The sequence below is a fragment of the Candidatus Velamenicoccus archaeovorus genome (assembly GCF_004102945.1).
GTDB classification, from domain to species: domain Bacteria; phylum Omnitrophota; class Gorgyraeia; order Velamenicoccales; family Velamenicoccaceae; genus Velamenicoccus; species Velamenicoccus archaeovorus.
Genome location: NZ_CP019384.1, coordinates 337,754 through 358,899, shown reverse-complemented (window position 1 = coordinate 358,899; position 21,146 = coordinate 337,754). Strand labels below are relative to the sequence as shown.

Genomic DNA, 21,146 nt, shown 5'->3' with positions numbered 1-21,146 from the left:
TCATCGTGCTGACGAAGCCATTGCCGCGCCTCCGGTTCGGGCGGCCGGACGGACGCTTCTTCCTGGCATCCCGCAGGCGATATCACGCACCAAAAAATACAGCAGGCCGCGACGGCCACCCTCCAAGACCTACGCCCGGAGGCGCGCGTCCGGAGGCCTTTTTTTGTTTCTCTGCTCGACACTTTCTTTCTCTGAATAGATACAGCCGCAATAATTCTGATGATACAACTCCCACTCGCGGGAAAGCTTGTGGGACTCCGCAAAGCCCTTCCGGAAATTCCTGACGATGAATTCAAGGCCGTGCCCCTGGGCGATCTCTTGGCCCAAGCGCGCGATCTCGCCGATATCCTGATAAGGACTGCTCAAAAGCGTCGTGGTGAAGGCGCCGATGCCGTGGTCGCCGGCGGCCTTGGCGGTCTCTTCGAGCCGGATACGCCAGCAAAGGCTGTGCCGGCGCGTGCGGTCCTCAACGCAAGAAACAAGCTTGAGAAAACGCTCGAAATCATAACGGTGGTAGATCGTGCTCAGGTTCAGCCGTTCGCTGGCGGCCAGAACAGCTTCATAACGTCTGAGGTACTCGGAATAAGGATGGATATTGGGATTGTAGAAAAAGCCTTCGACTTCAAAGCCTTCCTCACGCAGGAGGCTCGCCGGGTAGATCGCGCAGGGTCCGCAACAGATATGCAACAAGACCTTCATCATTAGAATAGGTTACGGGCAAGATCGGTCGCCTCCCGCCCGCGGGATGTGCGTTTCAGAAAACCGGCCTTCAACAGATACGGCTCGATCGTATCCATGATGGTGTCCGGTTCTTCGTTGAGGGTCGCGGCGAGGGTCTCGATACCGACAGGTCCGCCGCGATAGGTCGACAGGATCGTCCGCAGGACACGCCGGTCGGCTTCATCAAGGCCGTGTTCATCGATGCCCAGGCCCTTGAGGGCCTCATCGGCCAAGGAGCGCACAATACCGGAGGCGCCGTGGACCTGGGCATAGTCCCTGACGCGTCTCAACAGTCTGTTGGCGATGCGGGGCGTGCCGCGCGCGCGGCGCGCGATCTCCGCCGCCCCGCCATCATCCACCGCGATCCCCAACAAAGACGCAGAACGCTTGATGATCCTGGCCAGATCTTCGTCCTTGTAGAAATCGAAGTGGTGCAGGATCCCGAACCGGGACCGCAAGGGCGAACCGATAAGTCCGCTGCGGGTCGTGGCCCCCACAAGGGTGAAACGTTTAAGATTGAACTTGATCGTCCGGGCGTACGGCCCCTTGTCGATGACAAAGTCAATCTGGAAATTCTCCATGGCGGGATACAAAAATTCCTCGACGACCTTCGAGAGCCTGTGGATCTCATCGATAAAAAGCACATCTCCCGCTTCAAGGTTTGTCAGGATACCGATCAGGTCGCCGGCGCGTTCGATCGCCGGTCCCGATGTGGCCGTGATCTTCGTTCCCATCTCATGGGCGATGATCGACGCCAAACACGTCTTGCCCAGGCCGGGCGGGCCGCAGAGAAGCACATGCTCCAGAGGCTCGCTGCGCTGCCGGGCCGCCGTGATGGACAGCTTCAGGTTGTCGACGACCTCTTTTTGGCCGATAAATTCTTCCAGCGTCGCCGGCCGCAGGGAAATATTCAGGACGACGTCTTCGTCTGTCTCGTTGCGCGACGTGACCTCGTCACCTTTCGCCGCGCCCCGGGCTATGATATCGTCGAAAGAAAAGGCTTTTTCGTCCATGGTCTTTAACGGAAGGCTGGATTATGATGCTTCAGGCGCCGCCTGGACCTCAGGTGAAACCTGAGGTTCGATATTGGCTTTATTGCGAAAAACCTCGATCTCCCCGAAGACATTTTTCTGCACGACGATGATCTCCTTGAGGCGGATGAGCTCCAAGACTGCCAGGAACGTCGCGATCGCCTCCAGCTTGCTTTTGGCGCGCTCGAAAAGCCGCGTCAGCTTGATGTGCGGCGTCTGGGCGATCATATGCAGAAGGTCGTGGACCTTGCCTTCGACGGTAAACTCATCCTTGATGACTTCGTAAAAAAGTTCTTTGGGGACGTCTTTGAGGGCCTTGGAGAAAGCGTTGATCAGGTCAAAAAGGCTGGCCTCAAAATAAGACTCGCCGCTCTCCTTGTCCTCGAGGACCGGCTGGCGCTTGAAGATATCCTGGCGCGCGCGTTCCTTGGCCCTCAGCGCGTCGGCCGCCTCCTTGAACTGCTGGTATTCCAAAAGGCGTTTGACAAGCTCCGCCCGCGGGTCACGTTCATCCTCAGGGATGTCCTCTTCCAGATTGACCTCCTGCGGCAGGAGCATCTTGGACTTGATGTGCATGAGGGTCGCGGCCATAACAATGAACTCACCGGCGACATTAAGATCGAGCATGCGCATCAGCTCGAGATACTGCATGTACTGCTCAAGGATGGTCGTGATAGGGATATCGTAGACGTTGATCTCGTCCTTCTTGATGAGATAAAGGAGCAGATCCAGCGGGCCTTCGAAGATCTCAAGTTTTATCTTGTAGGACATGGAACGAATCCGATCGCGTTCCTGACTTCCGTCATGGTTTTCTGGGCCGCCTCCTGCGCGCGAAGGCGTCCCGCTTCCAGGATATCACAAAGTTTCTTTTTATGCTGCAGATATTCCCGCCGCTTCTCCTGCCGGGGCGACAAGAACGCAATGAGCTTTTCGCCCAGCATCTTCTTACACTCCGTACAGCCCACCTGCGCGCTGCGGCAGGCGGCCTCCAGCGCAGGCGCATCCTCCGGGAAAAATATCTCGTAATAACGATGGACGTTGCACGGTTCCGGATGGCCGGGGTCGGTCCGACGAATACGCTTGGGGTCCGTGAACATCCCCTGGACCTTCTTGGCGATGACCTCGGGCTCATCGGAAAGCGCGATGAAATTCCCGTAGCTCTTGCTCATCTTGCGGCCGTCGAGACCCAGGAGTCTGGGCATCTGCGTCAAGAGAGGCTTGGGCTCCACAAAAAGTTCCCCCCAAAGACCGTTGAATTTCCTGACGATCTGCCGCGTCAATTCCACGTGGGGCAATTGGTCTTCGCCGACGGGCACGGCATGGGCGCGGTAGAGCGCAATGTCCGCCGCCTGCAGGACGGGGTAACCGAGGAAAGCGTATGTCGCGATGTGCCTGTCCGTCAACTCCCGCATCTGTTCCTTGTATGTCGGGCAACGCTCCAGAAGCCCCAGCGGCGTCAGAACGGAGAAAACCATGGCAAGTTCGATATGCTCGGGGACCTGAGACTGGATGAAAATCACGGATTTTTCGGGATCGATCCCCGCCGCGAGCCAATCCGCTACATTCTCATAGATGGACGTCTGGATCTGCGCGGAATTCTCGTATTCGCTCATGAGCGCATGCCAGTCCGCCACCATAAAATAACACTGGTACTCCTCCTGCAGACGGACCCAATTGCTGAGAGCGCCCACCAGGTGCCCCAGATGCAGCGAACCGGTAGGTCTCATGCCGCTCAAGATCCTCAATTTTTTATGTGTCATGCGAGCTTCCTGGCGATATGCTCGATCTCAAAAGCGTCGATAAAATCTCCCTCCTTGATATCTTCAAAACCAACCAGGGAAATACCGCACTCGAACCCTTCGGCCACTTCGCGCACATCGTCCTTGAAACGCTTCACGGCGGCGATCTTGCCTTCGTGAATAACCTCACCGTTACGCACCACCGCCGCCTGGGCGCTCCGCGCGATCTTTCCCTTCTTGACGAACGATCCTGCGACGATGCCGTGCTTGGTCAGACGGAAGACCTTGCGAACCTCGGCGCGGCCGATAAAGTTCTTCTTGATCTTCGGCGCCAACATCCCTTCGAGGGCGGCCTTCATGTCGTTGAAGATCTCATAGATCACACGATAGGTGCGGATATCGATGTCCTCTTTCTGGGCCAATTCCTTGGCTTGGTCATCGGCCTCGACATGGAAACCGATGATGATGGCATTCGAGGCGTCCGCCAGGATCACGTCCGACGAATTGATCGGCCCCACGCCCTTATGCATGACGCTGATCTGGACCTCCGAAGATCCGATCTTGTTCAACGAATCCTCAATGGCCTCCAGGGATCCCTGGACATCCGCCTTCAAAATGATGTTGAGCTGTTTGATAACGCCGGCCTTGATCTCCTTGTGCAGATCTTCCAGGCGCAGATGGTTTTTATGCAAAGGCTCCAGGCGCTGACGCCTGAGCTCTTCCTGTTTCTGTTCGACGATCTCGCGCGCTTTTCTCTCGTCGCGCACGACATAAAAATGATCCCCGGCTTCCGGCACGCCCGATAAACCGGTGACTTCCACCGGTTGAGACGGCAAGGCCTCTTCGATCGGCTGGCGCAGATCATTGAACATTGCGCGCACGCGGCCGGATTGGTAACCGGCGATCACGAAATCGCCCTCCTTGAGCACTCCCTGCTGGACAAGGATGGTCGCCACAGGACCGCGCCCTTTGCTCATCTTGGCCTCGATCACGACGCCGCTTGCCTCCATATCATAAGGCGCTTTAAGCTCCAGCATCTCGGCCTCAAGCAGGATCATCTCCAGGAGATGATCGATGCCTTCCCCTGTTTTGGCCGATACGCCGACAGCGATGGTCTTGCCCCCCCAGTCTTCAGGCAACAACCCGATGCTGCCGAGCTGTTTCTTGAGACGGTCCACATTCGCCTGGGGCTTATCAATCTTGTTCATGGCGACAATGATCGGTACGCCGGCGGCCTTGGCATGGTCATAAGCCTCGATCGTCTGCGGCATGATACCGTCATCGGCGGCCACGACAAGGACGACGATATCCGTCGCGTTTGCGCCACGGGCGCGCATGGCCGTAAAGGCTTCGTGGCCCGGCGTATCCAGGAAGGTGATCCGTCCACGGGGAAGCTTAACCTCGTAAGCGCCGATATGCTGCGTGATACCGCCGTGCTCGGATTCGGCGACCTTGGTGCGGCGGATCATATCCAGAAGCGACGTCTTGCCATGGTCAACGTGACCCATGAACGTCACGATAGGAGAACGGCCCTTCCATTGCTCGCCCTTTCCGGCCTTCTTGACCTTGCGGACAATCTCGTCTGGTTTCTCGGGAAGGACCAATTCGTAACCGTAGGCCTTGAGCACCTCGGCGACGATCTCATGGCTCAAACTCTGGTTGATATTGGCCAACAGCTTGAGTTTCAGCATCAGGAATTTGATCAGGTCGCTCGTCCTCATGCTTAATTTTTCCGCCAGATCCTTGACGGTGATGGGGACATCGACCTCTAAGGGCTTGAGACCCGTCTCAAGGGCAGCGGCGGATTCAGGTTCGGCGGCAGCCGCAGGCGCTGCAGGCTTCACCTTCTCCGGCACCGGCCCTTCTTCCTTGCCCCGCCCCGCCGCCGCAGGCTGTGTTATTACCGAAGACACCGCCTCTGCCGGCGCGGCCGCAGGTTTCCTGACCGCCTCGGGCTTTTCTTTCCGGCCCGCAGGCTTTCTCGTCTTAACAGCGGTTGAAGCGCTATCCAGTCTTTTCCCGGCCACAGCCACCGGCTGGCCGGTCCTGGCCTGCCGTTCTTCCAAAAAGAGCTTCACCACGTCTTCATCAAGGCTGGCCATATGCCCCTTGGCCTCGATCTTGCGCTCTTTGAGACGCGCCAGCAAGTCTTTGCTCGTCAATCCCAATTCTTTCGCTAATTCATACACTCTCATTGTCTTGAGACAACCTTTCTTTTGCGGCTTCGATGATCTTCTCGGCCTTCTTGGCGCCGATGCCCTTGATCTGCGTCAACTGGTCAATCGATGCATCCTTGATCTTTTCCAGGGAATCAAAACCCGCCTCGATCAAGGAATCCAGGACCTTTTCGCCGACGCCGTCAAGCGTCATCTGGGCGCGGGCCTTTTTGGCCTCCTCTTTCTCCTGGACGATCTCCTGGCGCGTGCGGATATCCAGCTCCCAACCTGTCAGCTTCGATGCCAGCCGCACATTCTGACCATGCTTGCCGATGGCAAGGGAAAGCTGATCGTCGGGCACAATCACCTGGGCCTTTTCTTCTTTCTTGTCGAGGCGTATTTCGGTAATCTTGGCCGGCGACAGGGACGCGGTGATGTATTCACGCAAGTCGTCGCTCCACCGGATGATGTCGATCTTCTCGCCCTGAAGCTCCGTCACGATATCCTTGACGCGCGAACCGCGCATGCCCACGCAGGCGCCCACACAATCCACCTTCTCGTCCTTCGACCAGACGGCGATCTTGGTCCGCTCTCCCGCCTCGCGCGAGATCGACTTAACCTCGACGATCCCCTCGAAGATCTCCGGGACCTCCAGCTCAAAGAGCTTCTTGACGAAAAAAGGGCTCGTGCGCGACAGAATGATCTGCGGCCCCTTTGTCTCTTTCTTGACTTCCAGGACATAGGCGCGGACCCTCTGGCCCTGGCGGAAATCGTCGCGAGGCGACTGTTCGCGTTTGGGCAAGATCCCCTCGGCCTTGCCCAGAAGGTCCACGACGATATTGCCCTTGTCGAACCGGTAGACGGTGCCGCTGACGATATCGCCGATCTTGGCGCTGAACTCGTTGAAGATGACGTCTTTTTCCGCCTCACGGATCTTCTGAATGATCACCTGCTTGGCGGTCTGCGCCGCGATGCGCCCGAAATCGACGGCCTTGATCTCCTGATCGTCCATGAAGGCCTTGATCTTGCCATCCGTCCTGTCAATGGTGACCCGGATATTTTCCAGATTTTTGGCGCCGATCGCCTTCTTGACGGCACTGACCATGGCGGATTCTACCGCCTGGATCAACACCTCGCGGCTAACACCTCTCTCACGTTCGATATGATCTAAGATTGCCAATAATTCACTGCTCATAAAAGCTCCTATTTTTCTCAAAACCTCGGCTTTGGCTTGGACGCCTGCCTGTCTGGCCTTGCCCTGCCGAAGGCGGGACAGGCTGAGACAGGCGCGCGCCACCGGGCCGCTCACCATCTCGGGACCCCGTTTAACGGTCCCGCTTATTTGCCGAACCAACGGCCTGCCTTGCTTTGTTAATGTTTGCCAAGGAGACCTGGATCACCCTGTCTCCGTTTTTATCCGTTACCCTGATCGTCACGGTGCCATCGGATATGTTTTCCACCGTACCGCAATGCTCAAGCTTTCCTTCAACAAAATCTTTGAGAAAAAACCTCACCTGCCGCCCCATGGCCCTGCGAAAATCTCCGGCGGTCGCCAACGGCCTGTCCAGGCCTGGACTCGAAATATCCAACACATACGCCTGGCTCAAAAACCCTTCCCTCTCCAAGATATCGCCGAGCTCCCTGTTGAGGGTACTGCATTCATCAAGCGAAATACCACCTTCATCCCTGTCGACAAGGACTTCGAGCACCGCCTGGCCGCCCTGCCTCCGGTAGAAGCGCATGTCCACCAAGACATAACCTGCGCCCTCCAAATGCTCCTCAAAAACGGGCTTTATCCTCAGCAATATCTCGCGGCTCATCACGCGGCCTTCAGGTCTTCCTTGACGGTGTCGCCATCCAGGAATCTTTCCAAGAATACCGGAATGTATCCTGTGGGTTTAAGCTCAAAGGTAACCTGGTCATTCTCATGCCGTCTCTGCGCGGCAAAAATATCCTTTAAAACGTAATCCGACGTCTCCCCTTTGGAAATTTCCGAGATCGCCATGATCTTGCGCGAGCCGTCCGACAGTCTGTCGGCAATGATGACCAGGTCAACCGCGGAAATGATCTGGCGCCGGATCATCTGGGCCGAGACGTTGACGCTGCCCATCATGGCCATGGTCTCCAGACGCAGGAGCGCGTCGAGACCGCTGTTCGCATGCATCGTCGTCATAGACCCGACGCGGCCGATATTCATGACCTGCAGCATATCCAGGGCCTCTTCCCCGCGGACCTCTCCGATGATGACGCGGTCCGGACGCATATGCAAGGCATTGCGGACGAGATCGCGGATCGTGATCTCCCCCTTGCCTTCGATATTGGAAGGGCGCGTCTCCATCGCCACGCGATGCTTGCCCTCCATGCGCAGTTCCAGCGTATCCTCGATCGTGATCACACGCTCATGCTCCTGGATATAGACGGACAAGAGGTTCAGGATCGTCGTCTTTCCAGAGCCCGGACCGCCGGCAATGATGATGTTGAGATGGTTCTTGACACATGATTTCAAGAACCGCGCGGCCTTGTCGTCCAGCGTGCGGCGCGTGATCAAATCGCTCAGCCCCAGGATCCTGCGATTGGCCTTGCGGATCGTCAGGATCGGCCCGTAGGGCGCCACCGGCGCCCTCACAACATTGATGCGCGAGCCGTCCGGCAGGCGCGCATCGATGTAGGGCTCAACCTCGGAAACCCGCCGGCCCGACGGAGAAAGGATGCGCTCGATATAGAAAAAAAGCTGGGCCTCGTTCTCGAAAAAAACATCCGCTTTCTGGAGCTTGCCCTCGCGCTCCACATAGACCTCTTTGGGACCGTTGACCATGATCTCCCAGACCGCCGGGTCCGTGATCAGACGGTCGATGGGCCCGAAACCGAAAATTTCATTGATGACCTCTTCGACGATATAACGCCTCAAGGCATCCTCAATCTGGCCGTCCATCTTGCTCTGCACGACCGATTCGAGGACCATCTCGATCTGACGCCGCACAACCGTTTCGTCGACTCGATAATCAAAGGCCGTTTTTTTGGCGCGCTGCATGACTTTTTCCCTGACCTCGGACTTGATCATCAGCAGCTTTTCGTATTTTTCCATATTATCCTCTCACCAGGTCCAGGTATGCGGCCGGATCCCCGCCCGCGGCCTCGGTGACGGTCCCGGTCCGCCTGTTTTTGAACTCGAGCTTTCCCTCTTTGGTCCATCTGCTGCCCACGGTGATCCGCCAGGGAATACCCGTCAAGTCCGCATCTTTGAACTTGACCCCGGCGCGCTCATCCCTGTCGTCCAAGAGCACCTCGAGCCCCTGGCGGCCCAGCTCGTCATGGAGCCTGACCGCCTCATCCCAGATAAGTTTGTCGCTGACGTTGACCGGAACGATAAGAACGTCAAACGGCGCAACCTCTTTGGGCCAAATGATCCCGTTGCCGTCGTGGTTCTGTTCGATAACGGCAGCAATCAACCGGCTGACACCGATGCCGTAACACCCCATCTGGACGATCTGCTGGTGCCCCGCCTCATCGAGGAATTTGACGCCGAGACTCTTGGAATACTTATCACCCAGCTTAAAAATATGACCGACCTCAAGCGCATTGAGCTTCTCCATGTCCTTGTGGCAATGCGGACACTCATTGATTGCGGCTTCATGTGCGCCCATCACCATCCCGCAGATCTTGCAGCGGTAGACGACATCTTCACCGCTTTCCGCAGGCACCAGGAACTCATGGGACAAGTCGCCTCCGATCACGCCGGAATCCGCCTTGATCGAAACAAAACCGAGGCCGCACCTTTTGAAGATCGCCTCATACGCCTGACGCATCTTTTCATAAATCTGATTCAAACCCTCGAAGTCCCTGTCAAAGCTGTAAGCGTCCTTCATGATGAACTCGCAGGAACGCACGACGCCGAACCTCGGCCTCAATTCGTCCCTGAATTTCGTCTGGATCTGGTAGAGCGTAAACGGCAGATCCCTCCACGATTTAACGTAGGCCGCAGCCAATTCCGTGATGACCTCTTCGTGCGTCGGCCCCAGACACAGCTTGCGGCCGCGGCGGTCCTGGAAACGGATCATCGTCTCGCCCATCAACTCGTCGCGCCCTGTCTTCTGCCAGAGCTCGATCGACTGCAGACTCGGCAGGAGCAATTCCTGGGCGCCTGTCTTATTCATCTCCTGGCGCACGATATTCTCGATCCGCGCCAGGACACGATACCCCAGGGGCAGATAGGAATATACGCCGGAGATGAGCATCCTCACCATCCCCGAACGCAGCATGAGCTTGTGGCTGATGCTCTCGGCAGCTTCAGGCGCTTCCTTTAATGTCGTAATAAACGATCGGCTCCAAAACATGAGTATAAGCTTGTTGTTTGACGACCCGATAGATAACCAGTAACCAAATCACAGGATACGAACAATTCTCAATAACCAATCATCGAATGTATTTGTTTGGTTATTTCTCTTTTTTATCCTTCGGCTTGAAAAAGGTCCTGCGGCACATCCAGCCCGCGCAGCTTAAAGCGCGGATAGAACGAAGGCACGGTGCCCCAGACCTTCCATTGCCCCATCACCTGTTTATTTTCTTCGGAAATTCCCGTGATTTCATAGGAAAATAAATCCTTGAGCACGACCTCGTCATTCTGCACACCCTGGACCTCCGTGATATGTGTGACCTTGCGGCGGCCGTCCAAGAGTTGTTCCTGCATAACAATGATATCGATGGCATTCGACAGCTGCTGCCGGATGGCCCACAAGGGGATCGCCGTATTGGACGTAATGATCATCGTCTCGATACGCGAGACCACATCAGAAGGAGAGCTGGCGTGCAAGACCGCCAACGCCCCGTCGTGGCCCGACGAGATTGCCTGGAGCATGTCCAGGGCTTCGCTGCCGCGGATCTCGCCCAGGATGATACGGTCGGGCCGCATGCGCAGGGAGTTCTTAAAGAGATCGCGGATCGTCACCTCCCCCTTGCCTTCGACATTGGCCTGACGGGCCTCCATGGGGACGACATGTTTCTGTTTAAGCCGTAATTCGTTCGTATCCTCGATGGTGATGATCCTCTCGGACTCATCGATATAATGCGAAAGGACGTTGAGCGTCGTCGTCTTGCCGACACCTGTCGCGCCGGCAAAGATGATGTTGAGCTTGGCCCGGATCGCCGCGATGAGAAACCTGGCCATCTTGTCCGTCAGGGTATCGCGCTTGATCAGGTCTTCCATCGTGGCAATATCCCTGGAAAATTTGCGTATGGTGATCACCGGCCCCACCAGAGACAAAGGAGGCAGGACGATATTGACCCTGGAGCCGTCAGGAAGAGAAGCATCCACATAAGGGCTGGACTCATCGACACGACGCTGCGTCGGCGCCATGATCTTTTCGATCGTCTGCAGGAGTTGGCGGTTGTTCTCGAATTTGATGTCCGTCAAAGCCATCATGCCGTTCTTCTCGGCATAGACGTTGTCCGGACCGTTGACCATGATCTCGGAAACAAAAGCGTCATTCAATAAGTTGCTCAAAGGACCGAAGCCGGCGACCTCATCGATCAGCTCGGAGACGATCTTCTCGCGCTCTTCCAGCGCCACGTTCAGGCGCTCGACGGAAATAATATACTCCATGGACCGAAGGATATCTTTCCTGAGCTTTTCCTTGTCCATGGTTCTCATATTAAAAAGATATTCGCCGCTGATCAGATGCTGACGGATCTTCTCCTTGATCTCTCTCAAATCCTTCATCCTATTTCTCCTTCCAGGAGCTCCAAGAGGGCCTCTTCCCCTTTTTTAAGCTCAACAGTCTGGACGATCCGGCCTTTCTTGAACAAGATCCCCTTATGCTTGGAAAAGGCAATCCCGATGTCTGCCTCCCGCGCCTCTCCGGGGCCGTTAACAATACATCCCATCACGGCTATCTTATAGGAACGGCTGCGCCCCTTGCCGTGAAAAGCGCGCTTCGAAAGCCACTCTTCAATACGCTTGGCTTTTGAAGACAAATCGACCTCGCACCGGCCGCATGTAGGACAACACACCAGCTCCGGGCCAAAATGTCGTAACCCTAAGCTATTAAGCAGGGATCTGGCGACTGCGACCTCGTTTCGGGGCCGGTCGAGTAAAGATACCCTTATTGTATCACCAATGCCGCAAAATAACAACTCTCCGATCCCTACGCTGGACTTGACGATACCATCCAGGGGCAGACCTGTTGCCGTCACCCCCAGATGCAAAGGGTAATCGCAGACAACGGCCATTTTTTTGTAAGCCTCTATAGTATCAAGCACATGTGACCCTTTTAAAGAAATCACAAGATCATAAAATCCTTCTTTTTCAAAAATTTTCAAATAGGCCAGGACCCCCTTGACCAGATCCGAGGCCGTATCGCGGCTACGCTGACGCAGAGAGCCTGAATTTGCGCCTATGCGCACAGGAATGCGAGCCCTTTTAGCAGCCATGACCACTTCTCTGACCTCTTGCAGCCTGAAGATGTTTCCTGGATTCAGCCTAATCTTGTCTGCGCCCGCTTCTACGGCTGCCAGGGCAAGCCGGTAATCAAAATGAATATCCGCCACAAGAGGAATGTCCACCCGGCGCCTGATCTTCTCAAGCGCTGCCGCATCCTGCAGGTTTTCGACAGCCAAGCGCACGATCTCGCAACCAGCCTCTTCCAACTCCTGGATCTGCTGCACAGAGGCTTCAATATCACGCGCCCGGGTTTTGACCATGGACTGGATGGCGATCGGATGCCCTGAGCCGATCCTGACGTTTCCGATCTTAACCGTCTTCGTTTTCCTTCTCTTGATCTTCAACATAATAGCCTGTTAGCGGGTGAGCCGGTCAGTCCGTTTGCCGGTCAGCCGGTTCACCCGTCAACCCATTTACCGGCTGACCCGTTTACTGGTCATTTCTGGAACATCGCCACAAATTTATCCCAATAACCGTAACGTATCAGGTCGTTGCAGAAGATGAATATCGCCAGGATGATCAGGAAACTCATCCCCACGTTGCTGACGATCTCTTCGGTCCTGGAAGCCAGGGGACGACCGCGCAAACGCTCCAGACCCGCAAAGAAAATATGGCCTCCATCGAGAATGGGGAGCGGCAAAAGATTAAAGATCGCCAGGCTCATGCTGAGAATACCGATCACGTGCAGGATGGAGGAAAAACCGATCTTGGCGGCATTGGTGGTGATAAAAAAGATCCCCAGGGGGCCTGTCACCGAATCCTTGAACGACATCGTCCCGATAATGATGTAGAACAAAGCCCTGATCGTCATGACGGTCATGTCCCATAAGGTCTGCGTCCCTTTGATCAAGGCTTTCCAGAGACCGTATTTGACCTTGACGATCTCATCCGACGGCTTGATGCCGATCAAGCCGACCTCCACCTTCTTACCCCAGATCGTCTCAACTTCTTTGGCCTGGGGAGTCAGCAAAACGTCGAATTCCCCCCCATCGCGCTTCACCTTCAGCCGCACTTCCTGCCCTTTCTTTGCGTGAATACGCCTGGTCATGTCTTCCCAAAACCGGACCGGTTCTCCGTCAACGGCCGTCACCGTATCGCCTGCTTTCAGGCCGACATTAGCCGCGGGCATGCCCGGCATCAATTCGCCGATCGTAGAGCTGAACTTGGGATAGCCCAGATAGAAAACCATCCAAAGGCAGAAAAATGCCAAAAGATAATTAAAGAAGGGGCCTGCAAAGATCACCTGCGCGCGCCGGCCCGGCGAACGGGAAAGAAATTCATCCGAAGCACCCTTGTATTCTTCCTTATTATCGCCGGCCATCTTGATGAAGCCGCCGAAAGGAATAAGACAAAGCATGTATTCGGTAGTCCCGAACTTTTTAGAAAGGAGCTTGGGGCCGAACCCGAGGGAAAATTTTTCCACGCGGATGCCCTGCCATTTGGCGACAAGAAAATGGCCGAGCTCATGGATCAAGATCAGGACGCTTAAGATCAAAATAAAAATTATCATCTCTTTTCCTTCGTTTGGCCCGCCATGGGCATCATAACCTTATCATATCAATCTGGGCGCCGGCCTCTCATTTGGCATATTTCCGGACCTTTTCCTGCGCGACCCGACGGCCAAAAGCATCGGCCGCAAAAATATCTTCAAGGGATCCTGCCCGGCTGGGACACCCCGAAGACGCCAGCGTCTCCTCGATGACATTCGCGATGCGCCCAAAGGTCAGCCGGCCTGCCAGAAAAGACGCCACAGCCACTTCGTTGGCGGCGTTAAGGACGCAGGGGACGCTTCCGCCGGACCGCGCCGCTTCATATGCAAGGCGCAGACACGGAAATTTGCCCATATCCGGCGCTGAAAAATCCAGACTCCCCATCCGGAGAAGATCAAGGCTCAAAGCGCCGTTGTTGGCCCACCGCTCGGGATAGCTCAGGGCGTACTGGATCGGCAGCTTCATATCCGTGACCCCCAACTGTGCCAAAATGGAACCATCCATATATTCCACCATCGAATGCACGAGGGCCTGACGATGCACAAGAACCCTGATCTTATCCAAAGGCAACCCAAACAGATTTTTGGCCTCAATGACTTCAAGCCCCTTGTTCATCAGGGTGGCCGAATCCACTGTGATCTTTGGCCCCATCTTCCAGCGCGGGTGCGCCAGGACGGCCGCCTGGGACACATTCTTGAGACGGCCTCGTGGATAGTCCACCAACGGACCACCCGACGCCGTCAGATACACGCGCTTGACCATGGACGCATTATATCCTTCCAGGCATTGGAAGATCGCGCTCTGTTCGCTGTCGATGGGAATGATCCTGGCTCCGCGCAGGCGCGCCTCGTCCGCCACAAGAGCCCCCCCCACGACAATGGATTCCTTATTGGCCAAAGCAACGGTCTTTCCGGCGCGGATCGCGCTCCATAAAGGATAAATCGCCTCCGCGCCGACAACGGCGATAAGGACAATATCGGCCTCTTTGAGCGCCGCCAGGGCGCAAACACCCTGGCGTCCCGCCAGGACCTTGACGCCCTTACGGCGGGCGGGACGGAATGTCCGCGCCTTCTCCTCGTCGGCAATGGCGACAGTGCGCGGCGCGCACACGCGCATCTGGGATTCCAGTTTTTCGGTCCTGGTGTTCACCGAAAGCCCGACAACGCGGACCCTGTCCTTAAACCTGAGCGCCACACTCAGGGCGCTCTCGCCGATGGACCCGCTGGACCCCAGGATCACAACATTTTTTTTCATAAATGCTCTTACTGAACAAATTGCCTGGTTATTGCCTGCCTGACCTGCGGGCGTAACCCGCGAAGGCAGGTTTCTTGGGATTTGGTTATTTCTTTCCTCTAAAAAACTGTAGGTCCGGAAAATGCGCGACTCGTGTAATAATGAATGAAAAAATAAAAAGCCGGAGCCGTAAACAGGAGGCTGTCGATCACATCCATGATCCCCCCCATGCCGGGAAGGATGTGGCTGGAATCCTTGGTGGCGCAGTCCCTCTTGATCAACGACTCAGACAAATCTCCCAATAGACCCAGGAGGCTTAAGACAATGCCCAAAAGGACCAGGTTCACAAAAGAAAAGATCGGCCACGGCGGCAAAAAGGATTTGCTTGCCAAGGCGCCGCAGACGCCGAACGCAATGCCTCCGATGACACCCTCCACCGTCTTCTTCGGGCTGATCTTAGGGATCAAAGAGTGTTTACCCCACCTGATGCCGACCAAAAAAGCGCCGATATCCGCCCCCTTGGTCACCAAAAGCAAGCAACCCGCCAATGCCATGCCGTGTTCAAGGATGCGGACCTTGATCATGAAGCTGAAAAGCCAGGAAATATAAAAAATGCCGAACATGGTCGTCGAAATTGCGACAACGGCATTGTCGCTCTGTGTACGCGAAAATTGAAGGATAAAGAGGCTGATCAAAGCCGCCATCACGAACAGAAGTTCCCAGCCCTTTGTCAGCTCAAACTTGAAATAAATGGACAAGGGGATCACAATGCCGATGATGGTGCCGAAATACTTGTAGATGGGGATCCCCTTGCGCTCGACCAGGCTGAAAAATTCATAAAGGCCCAGGGTCACAAGCCCGATGACTGTTGCCACATAAAGAAACTCGAAGAAGATGCTGGCCAGGGCGAGAAGGCCCAAAGATACGGCCGAAATAATCCTTCTTTCAATCATGGACACCTCCAAAGCGACGCTGACGTTTCTGGAACTCTCTTAGGGCACGCTCAAAATCTCTCTTGCGAAAATCCGGCCAGAGAATGTTCGTGACATAGAACTCCGTATAACAGATCTGCCACAGGAGAAAATTACTCAAACGCATCTCGCCCGAGGTGCGGATCAAAAGATCGGGATCGGGAACACCGCGGACATAGAGGGCGTCGGCAATGGCCTTCTCGTCAATGTCTTCGGCCCGGCGGCGAGCCTCGACAATATCAACAACGATATGCCTGACAGCATCGACAATCTCCTGGCGGCCGCCATAATTGAAGGCGAGAATCACCCAGAGTTTCTTGTTGTTTTTCGTGAGATCCTCGGCCCTGACGATCATGTCTCTGAGTGTTTCCGGCAATCCCTCCTTGCGGCCGGCATGCAGGAACCGTATATCATTGTTGATCATGAAAGGAAGTTCCTCGGCCAGGATGGTTTCGCACATCCGCATCAAAAAAACGACCTCTGTCTCCGACCTTTTCCAGTTCTCGCTGGAAAAGGCATAGAGCGTCAAATATCCGATCCCCAGGCTCAAGGCGTCTTTAATGGTCTGACGCACCACCGCCATGCCGCGGCGATGGCCCTCGCTGCGCGCCAGTCCGCGGCGCGCGGCCCAACGGCCGTTGCCATCCATAATGATCGCGACGTGAAGCGAGTGTTGGCCATGTCTCATGTGGATACGACTCCATCCGTCCGGTCTCGCTGATCCATCCGCCGCAGAACGCTGGCGGATCGTATTCGGCCAACAGGCTTACGTCATTATCATTCCGCAAGTCTGGGCCTCATGTGAAAAAAGCCTTACACCCAAATATCTGAGAGCGAGGCTTTTCCAGCATCATAGCTTACTCCTCTTGGAGATAGTTCCTGGCTGCCGAATTTCCACCTGCCGACGGCTAAACGCTATCTCCGAAGGAGTCTATTGATGGACACGATAATCGATTTCCGGAAATATATTGTCCTTATATTCCAGCTCTTTCAGGAATCCCTCGTCAATGGAATCGCCCGCAATATCTTGGACAATCCTGAAAAAACGCAACAGGTGGTTCTTGGTCCGCTGCTGGGCGTAAGTCACGTGCGTTCCTGTCGCCATGATGAAGGCCCAGTCCGAACTTTGTGCCAGAAGCAATTCCCGAAGGGCCTGATTGAGGGCGCGCCTCTTGATGCCGGCGGCGTCCGGGTTCCTGCGCACCATCTCCGTCATGACCCGCGAGGCTTTATGCAAATGACGATAAACCCAATCGTTGGACCCCTGCAGCCAGACTTCCGAATATCCCTTCCATCCCCAGCTCGACATGGAAGGCGTGAGTACCTGGTTCCTCGGATTTTCGGCCAGATACTCCGACGGGGTCACCATGCGGATCGTCTTCTGGTCAAACGCCACCTTGCGGATCAGGAATTCCAGCCACTGCGGTCCTTCAAACCACCAGTGCCCGTAAAGCTCGGCATCGTAGGGAGAGATGATGATGGGTTTGCGGCCCAGGGCCTCATAAAGATATTCAACCTGCTTTTCCCGGTTGAACATGAAATTGCCCGCATGAGCGGCGGCTTTTTCACGCGCGGCATCCGGATCGTACGGCATCTTTTCGTTATCCGGTCCGGTGATACGGTAATATTTGATCCCCGTATTGATGCGGATGCCGTCCGGATGGATGTAGGGCCGGATATAGTCGTAATCGAGGTCAAAACCGATATCCCTGTAAAATTCCCTGTAATAATAATCGCCGGGATAGCCTTCGACGCTGGACCAGACCTGTTTGGAAGATTCCATGTCCCGGGCAAAACACGCCACACCGGATTTGCAGTAAACAGGAGCAAAGACGCCGTATTTCGGCCGCGGCGTGCCGTGGAGAACGCCATGGGAATCCACGAAGAAATATTTGATCCCATTTTCTTTCAAAATATCATCATCGCCGGGTAGATAGCCGCATTCAGGCAGCCAGATCCCCCGTGGCTTGCGGCCGAAGTTCTTTTCATAATTGGCGACCGCCACCCGGACCTGGGCACGCACGGAAGGCTTGGTGACGTCCATCAAAGGGAAAAATCCGTGGGTCGCGCCGCACGTGATGATTTCGAGATTCCCGGAATCCTGGAAACGCTTGAACGCGGAAACAAGATTGCGATGGTAGCGTTCGAAGAGGTCGCGCGCATGCGCAAAAAGGTTCAAATACATGACGGCCAGCTTCTGGAATTCCGGAAGCCATGCCGTCCTCTCCACTTCTTTGTGCGCCAACTCAATCAGGCTGTTGATATGCTTGACATACCGATCTTGCAAAAGGCTGTCGGTCAGCATGGAGGCGAGGGTCGGCGTCACCGACATGGTCAGGCGGAAATTGATCTTGTCCCGCTCCAACCTCTCGAACATGGCGATCAGAGGAATATAGGTCTCGGTAATCGCCTCATAAAACCAGTCTTCTTCAAGGAAATCTTCGTGCTCGGGATGGCGCACATAGGGAAGGTGCCCGTGCAGGACCATGCAAAGATAGCCTTTAAACATGCGTCTGTCCTCGTTTTTCTCATGAGCCCACAATTTACGAAAACCGCCTTATGGCGGTCAGTGACGTAAATTATCCGGGCGAAAGAGATCTTTGACGCTTACCTCACCTTGGCATCGAGATGGATGCCAAGGATCAAATTCGGGCCTATAACTTACGCGCACTGACGCTTGCGTAAGCCATACCCTTGTGCGAGTTAAAAATGTTTATTATTTTATTCATCGACGCCGGGACGTCTCTCGTCGGCGAAAAACACCACAAACAACGGAAAAACTTCCTATGAGGGATTGCGTGTCGTTTTTCTGGTGACGACAGGTGTAATCGTGCGGGTCTCGTCGATCTTGGCGGATTTGGCAACGACGGGAATATCCTGTCTTCCGTCAGGAAGGGCGAAACGCAATGTAAAGGTCCCGTCTTTCCTGAGCTTGATGGGCTTGCCTTGCACCGTCACGTGGGCATCGGGTTCGGTCGCGCCGTAAACGATCAGTTCGCAATCGACAACCAGCCAGAAAGGCAGCTTGACCTGCCCTTTCTTGACCGGAGAAGACACCCCCATGGATGCGATGCCGCGGGAAGAAACATCTCTCTTGAGCCGTTCCTGCCAGAGCTTGCCGACAGGGCTTGACACGTTGGGCCCCAAGCCCACGGACATGCCATAGAGCTTACGGAACTCATCCTCGGGGATCATCCATTCTTCGTCCGTCACCCAAGACGGACTGTCGAGGGGAAGCGATACCGTATTGGACCTCAAGACGGTGACGAAACGGCCGCCCGGCAGAAGAAGGCCTAAATCCACGCACCAGGAAGTCCCTGGAGAGCCGAAATTCAGATACCAGTTGCCGGCGTCCACGTCGATGGACGTATCGAAAAACCTATGGGCATTCGTGCCGTTAAAATTGATGAAACTGACATCGTAAGAACGCAGGTGCCAACGGCCGTCGCCGAAAGAATGCCCGAGTTCCTTGTGAAGCCTCTCAAGCGTGCTTCCTGAAATGTCCCAATAGGCATGTGCCCACCAGGGATCGCGGATCTGCAGCACCAGGATATCTTCGCCATAACGCCAGGCGAGTTCCTTATGCTCCAGTTCTGCCATGACGGACTTTTGATACATCGGCTGTCCGACGACACCCGTGTAGAATTTCGCCTGCTCGACCTTCATGTCTTGCAGGGGGATCCCCTGCTCCTGGGCTACCGGCGGCCGCCCTGCCGCCCGGCCGGGACGCTTGAAGACCTGCTTCTTGGAAATACCGCTTAAAGACAAAGCCTTTTTAAGCTTGTCTTTCAGTTTCGGCTTTGGCGCTGCCGCCTTGGTCTTTTGAATTTTTTTGGCCTTGCTCTTCATAAGGCACCCCCGGTCTTAATCATCATATCCATCATAAAAAAAGGAGGACGATCTCCCCCTCCTTTTTTAAAACCCACTGGCTGTGCAACTTGGACTCACATAGAAACGGAAGAAGAGGATTTCTTCTCTCTCTTTAAAACTTCAAGGGTCGCATTCGCCGAGACAACTTCTTTTTTCTTTGTCTCCAGATCCTCGGATAATCTCTTGATCTCGCTCGATGCCGCGGCGAGACGGCTGCGCAACGATTCTAATTCCGAGACCATTTGCCGGCGTTCCTTCTCCATGCCGTCAAGCGCTTCTTCCAAATCCAGTCTTTGCGCCATCTCATTACGGAAATTACGCCTGGAGCTCCTCAGGTTCAGCGACACCCGGACAAGAAACACAAAGAGCAGAAGAGCCACCACGACCAGAATAATGACAGGTTGCTGCTGCTTGCGTAGATTCATATCTCTCTTCCTGCCGTTCCTGATCTTACCCCGCACCAGCCCTGAACCAGACTGAGCGCTCCATCAACGACATTCCGCAGTTGGTTCAGGACACCGCCCTGAACCAACAACGGTTCCTGGCGACGCAAGGTTTCGCTTGACCATGGGAAAGAAACCGCCGTTTCTTTTCCGGATCAGCTTCATTTTAAATTTTCGGCCGGCTCCATCATCTGCTCTTCGGCTGCGGGGGCCGCTTGCTGCGGCACCTGAGCCACCTTGCGGAGCTGCGGCAGAATAACGATTTCGACACGGCGGTTCTTGCTGCGCCCCTCGGCCGTATCATTGGAAACCACGGGCCTGAATTCACCGTAACCGATGGCAGCCAGACGCGAAGGAGAAACGCCCTTCTCGATCAAATAATGCAAAACGCTCGTCGCGCGCGCCGTCGAAAGTTCCCAGTTGGATTTCCAGCCGGAATACTTGATGGGCACGTTATCCGTATGGCCTTCAATGCCGATATCAAAGTCAGATGCCTCTGAGGTAATGACCGAGGCCACCTTGTCCAAGGGAACAGAAGCTTCCGGCTTGATCTTGGCCTTCCCTGAATCAAAAAGAACCTCATCGAGGAAAGTAATGACGAGGCCCCTCTCTTCCATGCTCAAGCTTACGCCCTTGATCCCTTTCAACTGCTCCTCTAAGTCTGCGCGGATCTGGGACAGGCGGTCCACTTCATCTTGAAGCTCCCTGATCTTTTCCATGTCGGACCGGCGGCCTTTCTGGAAAATAACCGTGCATCCGGCCGCGCCAAAAAAGAACATCGCGCAGACCAACAAAAGAAGTCCATTCTTCAGGCGGAACATACATCCTCCTTCATTTTACCCGTAAATTTAGGTTCTTCCGGTGCAAAAATCAACAAGTGTTCTGGCGAGGAGTCTCTCTTTAAAATATTCGCAAAATATTCTAAGGCAAAAAGTTAACGGTTTAAAAAAATGAGGCAAAACTCAAGATAACACGGCTCCTGATTTTCGTCAAGTCAAAGTTCTTGTTCAAAAATCCATCCGGGAAACTCCAGCCCCTCAAGGATCCCTCCCTGCCG

The 21,146-nt window shown here is 55.0% G+C and carries 19 protein-coding genes; all 19 read right to left on the bottom strand.

Annotated elements, in window-relative coordinates:
- Positions 1-129: 129 nt before the first annotated feature.
- Positions 130-702: an epoxyqueuosine reductase QueH gene (locus tag BU251_RS01170; RefSeq protein ID WP_228767823.1), complete on the bottom strand. Its 573-nt coding sequence runs from the start codon at positions 700-702 to the stop codon at positions 130-132.
- On the bottom strand, positions 702-1,733 hold the full coding sequence (gene ruvB / locus BU251_RS01165) for a Holliday junction branch migration DNA helicase RuvB (protein ID WP_128699079.1): 1,032 nt from the start codon (positions 1,731-1,733) through the stop codon (positions 702-704). The genes BU251_RS01170 and ruvB overlap by 1 nt, the downstream gene beginning before the upstream one ends.
- Positions 1,734-1,754: 21 nt before the next feature.
- Entirely contained in the window at positions 1,755-2,522 is a 768-nt protein-coding gene (locus BU251_RS01160) for a segregation and condensation protein A (protein WP_128699078.1), read from the bottom strand.
- Positions 2,507-3,511: a tryptophan--tRNA ligase gene (gene trpS / locus BU251_RS01155; protein WP_128699077.1), complete on the bottom strand. Its 1,005-nt coding sequence runs from the start codon at positions 3,509-3,511 to the stop codon at positions 2,507-2,509. Before trpS ends, BU251_RS01160 begins: the two co-directional genes overlap by 16 nt.
- A complete protein-coding gene (infB, locus tag BU251_RS01150; RefSeq protein ID WP_128699076.1) occupies positions 3,508-5,685 on the bottom strand; it encodes a translation initiation factor IF-2 in 2,178 nt (725 codons plus the stop codon). Before infB ends, trpS begins: the two co-directional genes overlap by 4 nt.
- A complete protein-coding gene (gene nusA / locus BU251_RS01145) occupies positions 5,672-6,841 on the bottom strand; it encodes a transcription termination factor NusA (RefSeq protein WP_128699075.1) in 1,170 nt (389 codons plus the stop codon). Before nusA ends, infB begins: the two co-directional genes overlap by 14 nt.
- A 130-nt stretch (positions 6,842-6,971) precedes the next feature.
- Positions 6,972-7,466 carry a ribosome maturation factor RimP gene (locus BU251_RS01140; RefSeq protein ID WP_128699074.1) on the bottom strand — a complete coding sequence of 165 codons (495 nt, stop codon included), beginning with the start codon at positions 7,464-7,466 and terminating at the stop codon, positions 6,972-6,974.
- A complete protein-coding gene (locus BU251_RS01135; protein ID WP_128699073.1) occupies positions 7,466-8,731 on the bottom strand; it encodes a TadA family conjugal transfer-associated ATPase in 1,266 nt (421 codons plus the stop codon). Before BU251_RS01135 ends, BU251_RS01140 begins: the two co-directional genes overlap by 1 nt.
- 1 nt (position 8,732) lies before the next feature.
- On the bottom strand, positions 8,733-9,980 hold the full coding sequence (proS, locus tag BU251_RS01130; RefSeq protein WP_128699072.1) for a proline--tRNA ligase: 1,248 nt from the start codon (positions 9,978-9,980) through the stop codon (positions 8,733-8,735).
- A 113-nt stretch (positions 9,981-10,093) separates the two neighbouring features.
- Positions 10,094-11,362, bottom strand: coding sequence for a TadA family conjugal transfer-associated ATPase (locus BU251_RS01125; RefSeq protein ID WP_128699071.1), 1,269 nt, complete (start codon positions 11,360-11,362; stop codon positions 10,094-10,096).
- On the bottom strand, positions 11,359-12,429 hold the full coding sequence (gene ispG / locus BU251_RS01120) for a flavodoxin-dependent (E)-4-hydroxy-3-methylbut-2-enyl-diphosphate synthase (RefSeq protein WP_128699070.1): 1,071 nt from the start codon (positions 12,427-12,429) through the stop codon (positions 11,359-11,361). The genes BU251_RS01125 and ispG overlap by 4 nt, the downstream gene beginning before the upstream one ends.
- Before the next feature lie 89 nt (positions 12,430-12,518).
- Positions 12,519-13,592 carry an RIP metalloprotease RseP gene (gene rseP, locus BU251_RS01115; RefSeq protein WP_128699069.1) on the bottom strand — a complete coding sequence of 358 codons (1,074 nt, stop codon included), beginning with the start codon at positions 13,590-13,592 and terminating at the stop codon, positions 12,519-12,521.
- Between the two features lie 67 nt (positions 13,593-13,659).
- On the bottom strand, positions 13,660-14,826 hold the full coding sequence (gene dxr, locus BU251_RS01110) for a 1-deoxy-D-xylulose-5-phosphate reductoisomerase (RefSeq protein ID WP_128699068.1): 1,167 nt from the start codon (positions 14,824-14,826) through the stop codon (positions 13,660-13,662).
- A 98-nt stretch (positions 14,827-14,924) separates the two neighbouring features.
- Positions 14,925-15,758 (bottom strand): phosphatidate cytidylyltransferase, encoded by an 834-nt coding sequence (locus BU251_RS01105; RefSeq protein ID WP_128699067.1) that lies wholly within the window; start codon positions 15,756-15,758, stop codon positions 14,925-14,927.
- Entirely contained in the window at positions 15,751-16,464 is a 714-nt protein-coding gene (locus tag BU251_RS01100) for an isoprenyl transferase (RefSeq protein WP_128699066.1), read from the bottom strand. The genes BU251_RS01105 and BU251_RS01100 overlap by 8 nt, the downstream gene beginning before the upstream one ends.
- A 243-nt stretch (positions 16,465-16,707) precedes the next feature.
- Complete coding sequence (locus BU251_RS01095) at positions 16,708-18,285, bottom strand: glycoside hydrolase family 57 protein (RefSeq protein WP_128699065.1); 1,578 nt, start codon at positions 18,283-18,285, stop codon at positions 16,708-16,710.
- A 275-nt stretch (positions 18,286-18,560) separates the two neighbouring features.
- Positions 18,561-19,625 (bottom strand): DUF4912 domain-containing protein, encoded by a 1,065-nt coding sequence (locus tag BU251_RS01090; protein ID WP_128699064.1) that lies wholly within the window; start codon positions 19,623-19,625, stop codon positions 18,561-18,563.
- Positions 19,626-19,720: 95 nt separating this feature from the next.
- The gene (locus tag BU251_RS01085) at positions 19,721-20,071 is read right to left on the bottom strand and encodes a hypothetical protein (protein ID WP_128699063.1); all 351 of its coding nucleotides are present in this window, start codon (positions 20,069-20,071) and stop codon (positions 19,721-19,723) included.
- A 179-nt stretch (positions 20,072-20,250) separates the two neighbouring features.
- Complete coding sequence (locus BU251_RS01080) at positions 20,251-20,910, bottom strand: OmpA/MotB family protein (protein ID WP_128699062.1); 660 nt, start codon at positions 20,908-20,910, stop codon at positions 20,251-20,253.
- Positions 20,911-21,146 lie beyond the last annotated feature (236 nt).